Annotated in this window: 11 protein-coding genes; 4 read left to right on the forward strand and 7 right to left on the reverse strand. The window is 43.8% G+C overall.

Annotated features, from left to right (window positions below):
• Positions 1-91: 91 nt before the first annotated feature.
• From IE165_RS02060 to alaS, 3 genes are all read right to left on the reverse strand, one after another.
• Positions 92-781 (reverse strand): response regulator transcription factor, encoded by a 690-nt coding sequence (locus IE165_RS02060; RefSeq protein WP_189624947.1) that lies wholly within the window; start codon positions 779-781, stop codon positions 92-94.
• Between the two features lie 95 nt (positions 782-876).
• Positions 877-1,971 (reverse strand): TlpA disulfide reductase family protein, encoded by a 1,095-nt coding sequence (locus IE165_RS02065; RefSeq protein ID WP_229826292.1) that lies wholly within the window; start codon positions 1,969-1,971, stop codon positions 877-879.
• A gap of 12 nt (positions 1,972-1,983) precedes the next feature.
• Entirely contained in the window at positions 1,984-4,596 is a 2,613-nt protein-coding gene (gene alaS, locus IE165_RS02070) for an alanine--tRNA ligase (protein WP_189624949.1), read from the reverse strand.
• A 170-nt stretch (positions 4,597-4,766) separates the two neighbouring features.
• On the opposite strand from alaS, the gene IE165_RS02075 reads away from it, so the two are divergent.
• The 3 genes from IE165_RS02075 to IE165_RS02085 all read left to right on the forward strand — a co-directional run bounded on the left by IE165_RS02075 (position 4,767) and on the right by IE165_RS02085 (position 8,078).
• Positions 4,767-5,618: a universal stress protein gene (locus IE165_RS02075; RefSeq protein ID WP_189624950.1), complete on the forward strand. Its 852-nt coding sequence runs from the start codon at positions 4,767-4,769 to the stop codon at positions 5,616-5,618.
• An 11-nt stretch (positions 5,619-5,629) separates the two neighbouring features.
• Positions 5,630-6,496: a universal stress protein gene (locus IE165_RS02080; RefSeq protein WP_189624951.1), complete on the forward strand. Its 867-nt coding sequence runs from the start codon at positions 5,630-5,632 to the stop codon at positions 6,494-6,496.
• A 286-nt stretch (positions 6,497-6,782) separates the two neighbouring features.
• Entirely contained in the window at positions 6,783-8,078 is a 1,296-nt protein-coding gene (locus tag IE165_RS02085) for an OmpA family protein (RefSeq protein ID WP_373297906.1), read from the forward strand.
• A 110-nt stretch (positions 8,079-8,188) separates the two neighbouring features.
• Here IE165_RS02085 and IE165_RS02090 read toward each other — a convergent pair whose 3' ends face one another.
• The 4 genes from IE165_RS02090 to IE165_RS02105 form a co-directional block, all read right to left on the reverse strand.
• Complete coding sequence (locus IE165_RS02090; protein WP_189624953.1) at positions 8,189-9,994, reverse strand: DEAD/DEAH box helicase; 1,806 nt, start codon at positions 9,992-9,994, stop codon at positions 8,189-8,191.
• A 137-nt stretch (positions 9,995-10,131) separates the two neighbouring features.
• Positions 10,132-10,719 carry an HPP family protein gene (locus tag IE165_RS02095; protein ID WP_189624954.1) on the reverse strand — a complete coding sequence of 196 codons (588 nt, stop codon included), beginning with the start codon at positions 10,717-10,719 and terminating at the stop codon, positions 10,132-10,134.
• Between the two features lie 6 nt (positions 10,720-10,725).
• Positions 10,726-11,502 (reverse strand): 23S rRNA (guanosine(2251)-2'-O)-methyltransferase RlmB, encoded by a 777-nt coding sequence (gene rlmB / locus IE165_RS02100; RefSeq protein WP_189624955.1) that lies wholly within the window; start codon positions 11,500-11,502, stop codon positions 10,726-10,728.
• A gap of 264 nt (positions 11,503-11,766) precedes the next feature.
• Positions 11,767-13,581: a DNA polymerase III subunit gamma/tau gene (locus tag IE165_RS02105; protein ID WP_189624956.1), complete on the reverse strand. Its 1,815-nt coding sequence runs from the start codon at positions 13,579-13,581 to the stop codon at positions 11,767-11,769.
• Positions 13,582-13,750: 169 nt separating this feature from the next.
• Between IE165_RS02105 and IE165_RS02110 the strand changes: the two genes are divergently transcribed.
• Positions 13,751-14,581 (forward strand): alpha/beta fold hydrolase, encoded by an 831-nt coding sequence (locus IE165_RS02110; protein ID WP_189624957.1) that lies wholly within the window; start codon positions 13,751-13,753, stop codon positions 14,579-14,581.
• The last annotated feature ends 210 nt before the right edge of the window (positions 14,582-14,791 follow it).

Genomic DNA, 14,791 nt, shown 5'->3' on the forward strand with positions numbered 1-14,791 from the left:
CTTTCCCATGACTTTAAAGTACGAAAATTCAACCAAATAAAAAAAGAGGCTATCCTTATGAGACGGCCTCTTCAATTATAGTTACTAGGTGTTAATTCAATTCAAATTTGTAGCCTACCCCTTTCACGGTTGCTACGTAATTTTCACCAATCTTTTCACGCAATTTCCGGATATGCACATCAATGGTTCGATTGGTAACCACGACTGAATCCTCCCAGATAGCTTTTAATATTTGTTCGCGGGTAAATACCTTATTGGGCTTGGAAGCCAGCAAATAAAGCAATTCAAATTCTTTCTTTGCTAAGGTGATGCGATCCGTATCGCGATAAACCAAAAAAGAGTCCCGATCAATCACCAAATCCATGATTTCCAATTTATCGCCGCTACCGATTTCTGCCTCTGCCGTATTCCGACGTAAGATCGCATTAATACGACTCATCAGTGCACGTGGTTTAATAGGTTTGGCGATATAATCGTCTGCTCCCACATTGAAACCAGCTATCTCGGAATATTCTTCGCTACGAGCTGTTAGAAAAACCATAAACGTGTGCTTAAATTCCGGCATAGAACGCATTAGACGGCAAGCTTCAATACCATCCATTTCCGGCATCATAACGTCCAAAATAATCAGATCTGGATTGACCTGTTTGGCCATCTCTATACCCTCTTTGCCATTATGGGCCTGGTAGACTTGGTATCCCTCTTTGGTGAGATTATACGCTATTAAATCGACGATATCGTGTTCATCATCTACCACTAGTATTTTTTGGTTGGCGCTCATGCTTGTTTTTTTGCTAAATTATGTACTAAATGGTAAAATAAAGTTAAAGCAACGTTATTAAATTGTTAATACTTAACACTAGTTAAACATAAAATTTAGTTTAATGTTTTTTCTAGGAAAAGCTCCAACGCCTTCCCACGAAGGTTTTTAGCAATAATAATCCCCCTTGGATCCAAAAGGTAAGAGGTAGGAATAGCCTTTATACGGTAGTCGGCGATCACCGCTGAGTTCCATGCCTGTAAATCGGCCACCTGGGTCCACTCCAATTTATCATCTTGGATAGCCCGCATCCAACTTCCGGGATTGTTATCTAATGAAACACCAAGTACTGTAAAATTCTTGTTTTTGAAGGCATGATACTGCTGTACGATGTTGGGATTCTCCTGTCTGCACGGAGCGCACCAAGAAGCCCAAAAATCAACCAACACATACTTCCCTCTAAAATCGGATAAGCTGACAGCTCTGTTATTGGGCGTAAATGAGGCTATTTCGGGCGCCGGTTGACCGACCGCCAAACGTTTTAGCTTTTTAGCCTCATCCTTAAATTGCGAAACATATCGACTATCTTGAAACTTATCCTTAATTTCTTCCGCATAAGCGACAATTTCTGCTTCTGCAACTTCTGGATCAAGTGTACTGATGGCATAAAATCCTGCGAGATTTGGTTGCTTTCGAGCGAAATCCACCGCCTGCCTAGTGTACAGAGCCAATTTAGACTTGAACTCGGTGAGATAGTCGAAACGAAGCCTCTCAATTTCTTCGGCCGATTTGTTCAGCGTTGCTTTTGCAAAAGCAGCTTGCAAGGAATCTTGCACAAACTCTTTACGGCGCTTGTAAGGTGCGAAATCTTTTAATGCGGTGGACAGCTTGGATCCTTCCACGGTATATGCCTCAGGCTGATGCATGTCTGCTACAAAGGTCAACTTCTCGCCTGGGGTTAATATAATAGGATATTTGTTGTTGCCCACCCCCAACGAAAGGAGGCGAGGTTGCGTTGCGTTGCGTTCAAATGTAAATCTATTCCCATCGGCTAGAAAAACAGAATCCAATTTCCTGTCTCCCTCGTAGAAGGTTACGACCTTTACGTTCCCGGGATTATCGATATGTCCGGAAACATGGATCAGGTCTTTATTTCCACATCCTGTAAGGAACATCATGCCTGCAACTAGCGTTGTGAAAACTCCTTTCATCAATATCAATTTTTATTGTATAAAATGTTTGGCCCTGTCGATAGCTATCGGAAGACCCGCACTTAGTTTGCCGCCAGCTGTAGCAAAAAAAGGCTGCCCGCCACCACCGCCCTGGATATCCTTTGCCAAATCCTTTACGATGGCGCCAGCATTCCAACCGCGGGTTTTCGCCAGTTCGTCGGAAATTGCTACCGTGAGGCTCGGCTTACCATCAAAATCGGCGCCGATCACCAAAAACAGATTCTCGATCTGCCCCTTTAATGCGTAAGCTAAGGTCTTAACAGCATCTGCATTGGGCAAATCGACCTTAACCGCTAAAAAATTTACACCATCAATATTTTGAATCTTAGATTCCAAATCTTTTTTCAATGCTAAGGAGCGTTCGCGTATGTTATTTTCTATCTCTTTTTTGAGCGCACCGTTATCCTCTATTAATTTCGACAGGGCGTTAACAAAATCTTTTGGATTGTTCAACAGGTCGCGCATTTTAGCAACAAGTTCAAACTGCTCTCGAATCACCGCATAGGCCTTTGTGCCCGTAATAGCCTCAATCCGTCGCACTCCAGCTGCCACAGCCGATTCAGAAGTGATTTTGAAAAAACCGATCTGCCCGGTAGCGTTAACATGTGTCCCGCCACAAAGCTCTTTCGAGAACGTATCATCAAAGGAGATCACCCGTACATAATCGCCGTATTTTTCACCAAATAATGCTGTCACCCCCGCATCCAAAGCCTCCTGAAACGGGACCAAGCGGTCCTCCTTTAAAGCGATATTTTCCCTGATTTTCTGGTTGACGATATCTTCCACTTGTTTGATCTCATCAGCTGTAATTTTCGCGAAATGCGAAACATCGAAACGCAACAGATCTGGCGTAACAAGCGACCCCTTCTGATTGACGTGGTCACCTAAAACGCTCTTTAATGCAGCATGCAGCAGGTGTGTCGCCGAGTGGTTGTTTTCTGTGTCCTGCCGTTTTGCCTGATCGACCACCGCTCTGAAGTTACCTTCTAGACTAGCTGGCAAGGCATGAACGAAATGTACGATCAAACCATTTTCTTTTTTTGTATCGACGACATACGTTTTCTCGTTATTGTCGGAAATCAGCACACCCGAATCACCAATTTGCCCACCTCCTTCGGCATAAAATGGTGTTGTCGACAGCACTAACTGATACTGCTCTTTTCCTTTAGTCGTCACTTTACGATATCGAAGGAGCTGTGTCGTAGCTTCTAACTGATCGTATCCGACAAAAACCCCTTCTTCATCATCCACCAACACAACCCAATCCCCTGTATCGACAGCCGTAGCTGCACGTGAGCGTTCTTTCTGCTGTTGCAGCGCCCGTTGGAATCCTTCCATATCCACCACCAAGCCTTTTTCCCGTGACAGTAGGTCCGTTAGGTCAATTGGAAAACCGAAAGTATCGAAAAGTTCGAAAGCGAAATCACCATCCACACTAAGGTGTTCTGTAGCATAGTTTTCAAAACGCTGTATCCCCGTAGTCAGCGTACGCAGAAAAGAAACCTCTTCTTCCAGCACAACCTTTTGCACGAAATCTTTTTGTTGAATCAATTCGTCAAAAACGCCTTCGAACTGTGCTGCGAGCAGCGGTACAAGTTCATTCAGGAAGGGCGTTTTAAAGCCCAAGAACGTGTAGGCATAACGTACCGCACGGCGCAGGATACGGCGAATAACATACCCCGCTTTATTGTTGGAGGGCAGTTGTCCGTCAGCAATGGCAAAACTTACGGCGCGTATGTGGTCGGATAGTACACGCATAGCAATATCAGTTTTTTCAGCAGCACCGTAAGCAATTTGAGAACGTCCGGCAATATATTGAATGAGTGGCTGAAAAACATCGGTATCATAATTGGAAGTTTTCCCCTGTATCGCCCGCACCAAACGCTCAAACCCCATCCCTGTGTCTATATGGCGAGCAGGCAATGCCTCCAGCGTACCGTTCTTTAAGCGATTGTATTGCATAAATACCAAATTCCATATTTCTATCACTTGCGGATGGTCGGCATTCACTAATTCTTGCCCAGACTGCTGCGAACGATCACTGTCTTGGCGCATATCAAAATGAATCTCCGAACAAGGACCACAGGGGCCTGTTTCTCCCATCTCCCAGAAGTTGTCCTTTTTATTCCCCAAGAGGATACGATCTTCGGCGATCAAGGCTTTCCAAAATTCAAAGGCTTCCGCATCGCGTGCCAAACCTTCACGCTCATCCCCCTCAAAAATAGTGACATATAAGCGGTCCTTATCCAGTTTGTAAACTGTTGTCAAGAGCTCCCATGCCCACGTAATGGCTTCCTTCTTAAAATAATCACCAAATGACCAGTTGCCCAGCATTTCAAATAAAGTATGGTGATACGTGTCGATGCCAACTTCTTCCAAATCATTGTGCTTTCCCGACACCCGAAGACAGCGTTGCGTATCCGCCACGCGGCTAAATTTTGGTTGCGCTTCGCCTAGAAAAAATTCCTTAAATTGGTTCATGCCCGCGTTAGTAAACATTAAGGTCGGATCATTTTTTACAACAACCGGTGCCGAAGGCACAATTTGATGGGACTTGCTTTGGAAAAAACTTAAATAAGCTTCACGTATCTCTTTACTCGTCATGGACTCTTAAAAAATTTTATTTGTGCGAAGTTACTGAAAATTGGTTGCTCTTCCAATCCACGTTCTTGAAAGAGAAATGGATTCCATTCAATTCTGACAATTAGCCGATAGCGACCGCACAATCTTCACATATTTTGTGTACATTTAGACAGTAATCCACAACTTTTTCTATGAAGAAACTTCTCGTTCCAACCGATTTTTCTGACAATGCCTACTTAGCCGCTCAGTATGCTGCGGAGCTGTGTAAAAAACAGAAATATAGTTTGCACATCATACATTTCTACACGGCCAATTCCTCGGCATTCTCGGACAGCGAAATCAACACATTGACAGAGCAATCCGATATTTTGAAAGCAGATTTGACAATTAGGGAATTGGCGGAAAAGTTATCCAATCAATTCCCCGAAATTACGATATCCTTCCATAACGAGCGCGGCCTATTGGATGAGGCCCTTACCAAAGAAGCGAACAAAGGTGACTACGCAGCAATCGTAATGGGAACAACTGGAGCAACGGACGACAAGAATATCTTTTGGGGCAGCAATACGGCATTGATGACTAGAAAGTCTCCTATCCCCGTCATTGCCGTGCCTAATAAACCATTAGATGTGGCCGTTGAGAAAGTTGGTTTACTCACTGATTTCAATCAAGAAGAATTAATGACGCTTCATGAATTTGTGCATACCTTCAAAGATGATTTCGATTTAAGTCTGATCCACGTGTTTAAAGAAAACGAATCCGCGTCTTCGATTTTGGACAGATTAGATTCTTGGGCGTTCAATGTGCAAGAATTTTCTGCCGTGCGCCGGATCGACAAGCTGATAGCGCCAATCGTCAAAGACGATAAGGATCAAGATACGATACCTGAAGTCGTGACAAAACTTATCCAAGACAATCATATCGACATTATATTGGTCTCCAAAAGCCGAAAGACTTTTATCGAGCGTCTGTTTACGAGCTCGGTATCCAAGGCTATTGCTTTGGATTTACAAAAACCCGCTTTTTTTGGTAAAACTATTTAACACGTTTCGTTATGAAGAAAATATTGATCCCTGTTGACTTCTCTGAATATTCGCAATGTGCGGTAGACTACGCCTGCCAACTTATTATAGCAAAAAATAACGAACAAGCGCTGGATTTGGTACATGTCTTCACCAACCAGTCGAACCTCTATGTCAACCGACAACTGCGCGCTGATTTGGTCGATCCCCAAATAGCGATATCAGAAAAAGAAATGAAAAAGCTCCGGGAAGTAATTCGTATGCGTTATCCAAGCGTGATCTGTCACGAAATTTTCAAATCTGGCAATCTCTTTGAAGAAGTCAGCAAGGTAACTGCGGCCTTCGCATACGATGCGGTCATCATGGGTACGAAAGGAACCTCTGGATTGGAAGCCATCTTTTTGGGCAGCAATACCTACGATGTAATTCTGAACACCAAAACACCCGTATTAGGCATTCCTAAAAATGTCGACACCTTTAAGAAAAACCGCGTGGGCCTGCTCTGTAATTTCAAAGCTGCAGAACTGGAAGCACTACAGCAAGCTATAAAAATTTTTGGTAAGGGGTTTGAGCTGATTCTCATCCACGTCAATAAAAACGACAGGGATATCAAAACGATTGACAAGCAGTTCAAAAGTTGGATCGACGAAATTATAGCGCAAACGGGAGTAGAAGACATTTCTTACACCGTAAAATCGCAGATGCTCTACAATCATGTAGCCGAGAACATCGCCCAAGCTATAAACCATGCATTGATGGATGAGCAAATCGATATTATGCTTGTAACAAAAAGCAGAAAGAGCTTTTTCCGACAGATTGTGGGCGAAAACATTGTCAGGAAACTGGCCTATCAAATGCCGGTTCCAACGTTATTTGCCAGGGTGCACGCAAAAAGTTAATTTTCCTAAACAACGACTCCTCCCAAGGAGGTTGTGATGATTGTCATGTAGGCCTGGCGGCAATGTTAAAATGCAGTACTTCGATACCTGTTCGACCGATTTTTCAGCCATATTTTTTTGTCACATACCAACTACAAAATTTGACCTTCACAAAAAAATTTATCTTTCGCAGTTTTTTTGGCAAAACAATTGCATAGTACCTTGTAGAGATTTAACAACATTTAACATTTTTTACATGGGAAACTTTAACTTTAGAACGAACGTTGCCTTTTTAGGTTTGTCGTTTATGCTTGGAAGTTTGGCAGTTGCGCAGGCACAAAACAAAACTTCGATTGAGGGGACCACACCGCTAGGTCCAGAAACGCAGTACCGCACTTGGTCTGTAGGAATAAATGCAGGTTTATTAAACCAAAGTAATATTTTCGGCTTCAACCAAGATGGCTTCACAAAACTAGAGCACAACGTAGGATATAGTGCTTACATTAAAAAACAAATTTCCCCTTCTTTTGGGATCAAAGCGCAATACCTTGGTGGAAAAGTGGCCGGGGTAAACGAAAACCCAAGCACGGGCGAGGTTGCATCATTCGAAACCAGAATGCCATGGTCTGCTGCCCTCTCGGGAGAATGGACAATGGCCAACACCAACTGGCGCTTTTTTAACAGCTTCGTGAAGCCGTACGCGGCTATTGGTTTAGGTGCTTTGAATTTCGAAACGATGACTACCATAGGCGATCAGACAAACACCGCACCTAGCCAAACCAAACTGTATGTGCCAGCAGACTTCGGCTTCAAGTTCGCTGTCGCAAAAGGCATCAACTTGGACCTTGGCTACCAGCTGAACTGGGCAAACCAAGATTTCGATGGTAAAACCGGTGGACAATATAAGAACGATTTGTTCTCTTACGCCCACGCGGGCATTGAGATTGCTTTAGGAAATGGTGCAAAACCGGCACTAAACAATTCTAACCCTGTTGCAACACTGGTAAATGACTACACGGCAAAATATGATGATCTAAAAGCCGAGCGTGATGAACTTGTTGCGGCCAACAATGCGTTAAAATCGCAGATGGAAACATTAAACCAAGAGCTGCAAGATGACGACGGAGACGGTGTTGCAAATCGTTACGACAAATGTCCCAATACCCCTGCGGGCGTCAAAGTCGACGGATCTGGCTGTCCACTTCCGGAAATGAAAAATGAAACCAAGGTTATTGAAAAGATCGTGGTAACAGAAGAAGACAGAAAAGTAGTTGACGAGGCCATCAAGAACTTAGAGTTCGACCTTAGCAAATCGACTATACGTTCAGGTTCGTTCCCGTCACTAAACCGTGTAGCATCTTTGCTAATTGAGAAAAATTTCAGTCTTAAATTAGCGGGACACACGGATAACACGGGTTCTATGCAAATTAACATGCGTTTGTCCAAGGAACGTGCCGAAGCGGTAAAAGCATATTTGGTTTCTAAGGGAGCTAATGCATCGCGTATCGAAGCAACTGGTTACGGACCAAATCAGCCAATAGCTACCAACGCAACTGCTGAAGGACGCCAAGCCAATCGTCGCGTAGAGTTTACCTTATATTAATTAAGTAAGAAGCGAAGAAAGGCTTCTCGAAATTCGTTCGGGAAGCCTTTTTTTGTGCACAAAAAAGCCAGACATCTTGAAGAACATCTGGCTTTTATCAATAAAATTGACTAATATTTAGACCGCGAAGCTTGCTTCTTTCCGGAGAAATCTCGGAAGCCACCTGAATCTCTCCGATCTCGAGAACCTCTTCTGTCGCCTCCGCCACGGTTGCGATCACGATCGCCGCCACGACTTCTATCGCCACCACGTGAACGTCCACTGCGGCCTTCAGAACGACCACCACCAGCTTCACCAGAAACCTCGATACGTACCTGACGACCGTTAAAGTCGACACCTTTGAATCCTTCAAACACTTTGTTCACTTCGGCGTCTTCCACCTCGAAGAACGTAAACACGCCTTTCAAATCGATTTTACCAATGGACTTACCGGAGATCTTAGCCGTGTTGCATATGAAGCCCAATATATCTCCACGAGTGAATTCATCTACCGAACCTAGATTCATGAATAAACGGGTATACCCTCTCGAGGAACGCATCGAACGTTCGCCACGATCACCGCGATCACCGTCTCTTCTGCTATCGCGAGCATCGATATTTAAATCAGGTGCATTTTGATAGTACTCCAAAAATCTATTGAATTCCAATGAAGCGAAACGTTTAATGATATCTTCTTTCGAAAGATCCTCCATGCTTTCCATAATTTTGGACATGAATGGTGCAATCTGTTCTTCATTGATATCAACGTTGTGCACTTTGTTGATCATTTTGAAAAGCTGCTTCTCACATACCTCGGCTCCTTGAGGAACTTCTTTCTTTTCGAAAGGTTTGCCGATGATCTTTTCAATATGACGGATTTTACTCTGCTCTTTGATATTTACCAATGAAAGAGAAATACCGGTTTTACCAGCACGTGCTGTACGACCAGAGCGGTGTGTATAATTTTCCACTTCATCGGGCAAAGAGAAGTTGATGACGTGTGTTACATCATTCACATCAATACCACGAGCTGCAACATCTGTTGCGATCAATAATTGAAGGCTGCGCTCGCGATAGCGCTTCATTACCTTGTCGCGTTGTTGCTGCGATAAGTCACCATGCAAGGAATCAGCATTGTAACCATCTTTTACCAAAGCTTCAGCAATCTCTTGGGTTTCAATCTTTGTACGGCAAAAAACAATACCGAAAATCTCCGGATAAAAGTCCACAATACGTTTGAACGCCGCATATTTATCTTTAGCCCTAATTAAATAGTAATGGTGTTCAATGTTTGCATTTCCTGTGTTTTTCGTCCCAACTGTAAGCTCAAAAGGACTATGCATATAGTTTTGTGCGATACGACGTACCTCTTTTGGCATAGTAGCGGAGAACAACCAGGTTTTCTTCGTGTCAGGCGTTTCCGAAAGAATATTGTTGATATCCTCCTGGAATCCCATGTTCAACATTTCATCCGCTTCATCCAACACCACATATTTGACGTCGGAAAAATCGATGGCCTTACGGCCGATGATGTCTAACATACGGCCGGGAGTAGCAACGACAATCTGCACTCCACGACGGATTTGACGCAATTGATCCGAAATGTTTGCGCCACCATAAACAGCGACCACATGTACATTATCAATGTACTTTGCGAATTTCTCTAAATCTTTTGCAATTTGTAAACACAACTCACGAGTAGGACACAATACAAGTGCCTGTGGGTGTTTTTGAGTAAAGTCAATTAACTCTAATAATGGAAGACCAAATGCCGCGGTCTTTCCTGTGCCGGTTTGGGCTAATCCGACAAAATCGTCGTTACCAGTCAGTAATACAGGAATGGCTTTTTCCTGGATGGGAGAGGGTTTTTCAAAACCGATCTCAGCGATGGCATTAACAACTTCATGACGGATTCCCAAGTCTAAAAATGGGTTCATGAAATAAAATATACAATAGGCTCTATTGCCTAAGGCGGTGCAAAGATAAGGAAAATTATCGACAAAACGAAAGGAAGAATCATTTATATGTCATAATGCAGCACACAAATGCCTTCATCCTCATGAATTTAGCTCCTTTACGCCTTAACTCGTCTACGGATAACACGGTGCAAGCGCGACTGCCTGACAGGATAGCGACGTTGCGCTGTCATATTATTGAAGACAAGCGCTACGGCAAGCAAGATCAAGCAGCCGGATAATACAGGACTCAAAACGTACCAGTACCCCATCGATGCTATTTTTGTTCCGCTACTTACCGCTATAAGCGCTGTCGCTCCACCAGGCGGGTGTAACGTACGTGTCATTTGCATCACTACGATAGCTAATGCAACAGCAGACGGGGCCGTTATCCAGATAACGTCCGGCAATACCTGCGCCACGGTAACGCCGACAATAGCGGATACGATATGTCCACCAATCAGATTTCGCGGTTGCGCCAATGGACTTTGTATAGCGCCATAAACCAAAACCGAAGAGGCTCCAAAAGAGCCTATAAGGAACACGTTTTCAGAAACCGGAAGATTCAACGACTGCAGAAAAGCAATTAAGAATATTCCTACAAAAGCGCCCGCAAAAGACCAAAAATGTTCCTTTGGATCAACAAGGGTCTCCTTGTAAAAAACATATCGGTAAACCCTTAATTGTCGCCGCAAACGTTTTCCCACCTTTGTTTATTTTAGACTGCGTTGACGAATTGCTTCGTAGATGACCACAGCTGCCGATACAGATACGTTTAACGAGCCTATTTCACCAAACATGGGTATTTTCGCTAATTTATCGGATATCCGAATCAGGTCGTCAGAAACGCCCACATCTTCAGCTCCCATCACCACACAAGTCGGCACCGTATAATTGACCTCGTAAATGGAATCATCTGTTTTTTCAGTACTTACCACCAACTGCACGCCCGATTCGATCAAAAAGCGTCCTGTTTTTCCAAGCGAATCTTGTCGACATACGGGAATTTTATACAATGCTCCTGCTGACGTTTTGATGGCGTCCGGATTGATCTCCGCCGATCCCTTCTTTGGAACAATGATAGCGTGTATCCCTGCACACTCGGCAGTACGTGCGATAGCGCCCATATTCCGCACGTCTGTCACACCATCCAGCATCAATAAAAACGGAACCTCTCCTTTCTCATAAATTGCAGGAAGCAAATCCTCAATATCTTGATAAACAATGGGCGAAATCACCGCGATGACGCCTTGATGGTTTTTCCTCGTAATGCGGTTAAGCTTCTCGACAGGAACCTGTTGAAAACCAATGTTACGTTCTTTCAATAGCGCTTTAAGCTCCAAAAACAAGCTTCCACTCAAACCGCGCTGCACAAACAACGACTCGATCTCTTTGCCGCTATCAATCGCCTCTATAACCGCACGAATACCAAAAACCATTTGATTTGTCTCTCGTCGCTCGCCTCTGTCGCGCTGTTGAAAATTTTGCATTGTCGAAAATTAAAACGTAAAAATAAGTGGATTGCCATTAGCGGGACATCCCCGCCCCGTTGGACCATACCAGTCTGCAAAGATATGAAAAAGTGTTAAGAGTTTTTCTTAACAGAATATAGAGATCAAGCCTTCAGGCGACGGAAATCTATAACGTTATATATTCAAAGTTACATTTCACATTTTTTTATAATTTAGCCAGTCAAATGAACCGATAGCTGCATTTGACGACAACTGGTATACAAATAAATGGAATGAATTGCCTTAACTTAAACCAAGGTTAAAGGCTTTACGGAGTGTCTCCAAAGCGGGATTCTTGGACAGCATGGCTTGATATTTTTCCTGAGATGTATAAGGCTTACGTACCTTCGTCATTTCTACCTGCACCCCTTGCAGATCGATTGCAAAATTATTCAGTTCCACCCGCAAGTAATTCAGGATATCAATCTTCCCGACTTTGAGTTCGTCCATCTGCACGGCATTTTCAACATCTACTTCTATGGTTGTGCCGTTCAATCTGGGCGTACTGGAGGTCATAATTGTATAGAGCGTTACACGCGTGGTTTTCTTCAATCCTTCAGCGTAGCTGTTCCACTTCGATAAAAATGTATTGAGTGTCACTTCATTGTAGGCATTTCCCTGCACCAAATCGTTTTCTTCCGACTCCTCACGAGCTTTCTCCTCAAAAATGGTATTCAGGTTCGGGACATCAATAGATGATGATACCTTGCCCCATCCCCTTTTTGCGGTGTTGGTTTGCGGCGCTTCTCCAACTTCGTTTGCTATGTTGGGCCCAACAGGCAACGGAGTGGCCCTCAGTTTTTCCGAGACAACAGTAGGAGCGCTTATGATTGGCATGGCCGCTTTAGCAACCGCAACATTAGCTGATGACGGTTCCGCAGATACTAGGGATTCTTCAGGGCGTTTTTTTTTTTGCTCAGTCGACGCTGAGGGAACAAAGTTGCCTTGTTGACTCAGTAATATAGCAGCCGATACATGGCACATTTTCAACAAAGCCAGTTCCACTTGCAGACGTTGATTTTTGCTAATCTTGTAATTGATTTCGCATTGATTGGCGATGTTTAATGCAGAAAGCAGTAGCCCGGAACCCAACGCTTGCGATTGTTCCAAGTACTTACGTTTTATATTATCGCTTACCTCCAATAGTTTTAACGTAGCCGGTTCCTTCGAAACAAGAAGGTTTCGAATATGTGAGGCTAATCCACTGATAAAATGACCTCCATCAAAACCATTATTAAGGACCTTATCAAAAATCAGCAACGCCTGTGCCGCATCTTCTGCTGCAATACGGTCCAACAATTGGAAATAATAGTCATAATCCAGAATATTCAAATTGTCGATTACGGACTGATAAGAAATATTCTTATTCGAAAAACTCACAATTTGATCGAACATGGACAAGGCATCCCGCAAACCACCGTCCGCTTTCTGCGCGATGATATGCAACCCATCGTTTTCGTACGATATGCCTTCCTTTTGCGCTATTGCTGCAAGATGCTGCGCCATATCTTCCACCTTTATTCGGTTAAAGTCAAAAATTTGACACCGAGACAATATGGTAGGAAGGATTTTATGTTTCTCTGTCGTTGCCAAAATAAAAATCGCGTAGGATGGTGGCTCCTCCAAGGTCTTTAAAAAGGCGTTGAATGCAGCTTGCGATAGCATATGGACTTCATCAATGATGTAGATTTTGTATTTCCCAGATTGCGGTGGTATGCGAACCTGTTCGATAAGACTACGTATATCATCTACCGAATTGTTGGATGCGGCATCGAGCTCATGGATACTAAACGAATTTCCATTTTGGAATGATTTACAACTGTCACATGTCCCACAAGCTTCCACCCTTTCGGTCATGCGTTCACAGTTTATTGTTTTGGCTAAGATACGCGCGCAGGTCGTCTTTCCCACACCACGAGGCCCGCAAAAGAGAAAAGCTTGAGCCAATTGGTTATTGTGAATGGCGTTTTTGAGCGTGCCCGTAATATGCCCTTGCCCAACGACTGAATCGAAGGTTATGGGGCGATACTTACGTGCCGAAACAATAAAATTATCCATTGCACGAAGATAGGAAGTAAAAACCAAAAACAGAAACTAAATGCGATGCGTAGCGGTAGCGTCGGCTGCTTTTATCAGTAAAGTCACCCCACTTTTCAGCAAGCAAAAACAGCTTCACCGGAAACTTATTCTCTCTTTAGCAGTTCTCTTATAAAACAATACAAAGCATATGTCAACAATTATAAACAAAACAGGATCGGAAGAGATTAAGCTCCATGTGGTAGATTACGGCACGGGACAACCCATCATATTGATTCACGGATGGCCATTAAGTCATAAGTCTTGGGAACGACAGATCCCAGCACTCGTGAAGGCTGGCTATCGCGTCATCGCATACGATAGACGAGGGTTCGGAGCGTCGTGCAAACCTTGGGATGGCTACGATTACGACAGCCTAGCAAGTGATCTGCACAGCATTATCGAAGAATTGAAACTGAGTCAAGTTATCTTGGCGGGCTTCTCCATGGGCGGCGGTGAAGTGGTGCGCTACCTAACAAATTATGGAGACGCGAAGATTGCTAAAGCAGTATTGATTTCCTCCATTATCCCTGTGGTAAAGCAGCATGCAGACAACCCGGATGGTGTTCCTGCAGAAAAACTTGAAGAAATAGCGCAAGCGCTACAGGAAGATCGCGTCGGTTTTCTACAAGATTTCCATAAACAGTTCTATGGTGCAGATAAAGATGCAACAGCTGTATCGCAAGGCCAATTGGACTACGACTTCAGCATAGCGTCCCATGCAGCCCCTCAGGCGACTATAAAAGCAGCCGATGCCTGGGCCAATACCGACTTCCGCGCCGAATGTGCTAACGTACGTATACCCACGTTGATCATTCACGGAAAGAAAGATGCGACAGTGCCTTTTGAAACGGCAGGACAACAAGCTCATAAGCTTATTGCCAATAGTATATTTATCAATTACGACGACGCAGCGCATGGATTAAATATAACCCATGCCGACCGCCTGAACGAAGATTTAATCGCATTCCTTCGCGCTTAATTTTTTAACACGTATACCATAGCATGCTTTGCTACCATTATCGAAAAGGTGATTCCCCTAAATGTACGTCAATGTACGAGGGGAAGCACCTTTTTCCCAAATCGTTCATAAAAGCTAATTCACCTCTTTCCCCCACTGGTATCGATTGTAAAACTCAACAATCGCCCTCTTTGTGATGAGAGACCGCTAACACATACAAATGATCCCGCG

The organism is Sphingobacterium griseoflavum (assembly GCF_014653155.1).
GTDB classification, from domain to species: Bacteria; Bacteroidota; Bacteroidia; order Sphingobacteriales; family Sphingobacteriaceae; genus Sphingobacterium; species Sphingobacterium griseoflavum.

Bases quoted from the DNA above. Each gene is read 5' to 3' on its own strand.
- alaS (WP_189624949.1), bottom strand. From the start codon at position 4,596: ATGACGAGTAAAGAGATACGTGAAGCTTATTTAAGTTTTTTCCAAAGC.
- IE165_RS02090 (WP_189624953.1), bottom strand. From the start codon at position 9,994: ATGAACCCATTTTTAGACTTGGGAATCCGTCATGAAGTTGTTAATGCC.
- IE165_RS02085 (WP_373297906.1), top strand. From the start codon at position 6,783: ATGCTTGGAAGTTTGGCAGTTGCGCAGGCACAAAACAAAACTTCGATT.
- IE165_RS02080 (WP_189624951.1), top strand. From the start codon at position 5,630: ATGAAGAAAATATTGATCCCTGTTGACTTCTCTGAATATTCGCAATGT.
- IE165_RS02105 (WP_189624956.1), bottom strand. From the start codon at position 13,581: ATGGATAATTTTATTGTTTCGGCACGTAAGTATCGCCCCATAACCTTC.
- IE165_RS02065 (WP_229826292.1), bottom strand. From the start codon at position 1,971: ATGAAAGGAGTTTTCACAACGCTAGTTGCAGGCATGATGTTCCTTACA.
- IE165_RS02075 (WP_189624950.1), top strand. From the start codon at position 4,767: ATGAAGAAACTTCTCGTTCCAACCGATTTTTCTGACAATGCCTACTTA.
- IE165_RS02060 (WP_189624947.1), bottom strand. From the start codon at position 781: ATGAGCGCCAACCAAAAAATACTAGTGGTAGATGATGAACACGATATC.
- rlmB (WP_189624955.1), bottom strand. From the start codon at position 11,502: ATGCAAAATTTTCAACAGCGCGACAGAGGCGAGCGACGAGAGACAAAT.
- IE165_RS02110 (WP_189624957.1), top strand. From the start codon at position 13,751: ATGTCAACAATTATAAACAAAACAGGATCGGAAGAGATTAAGCTCCAT.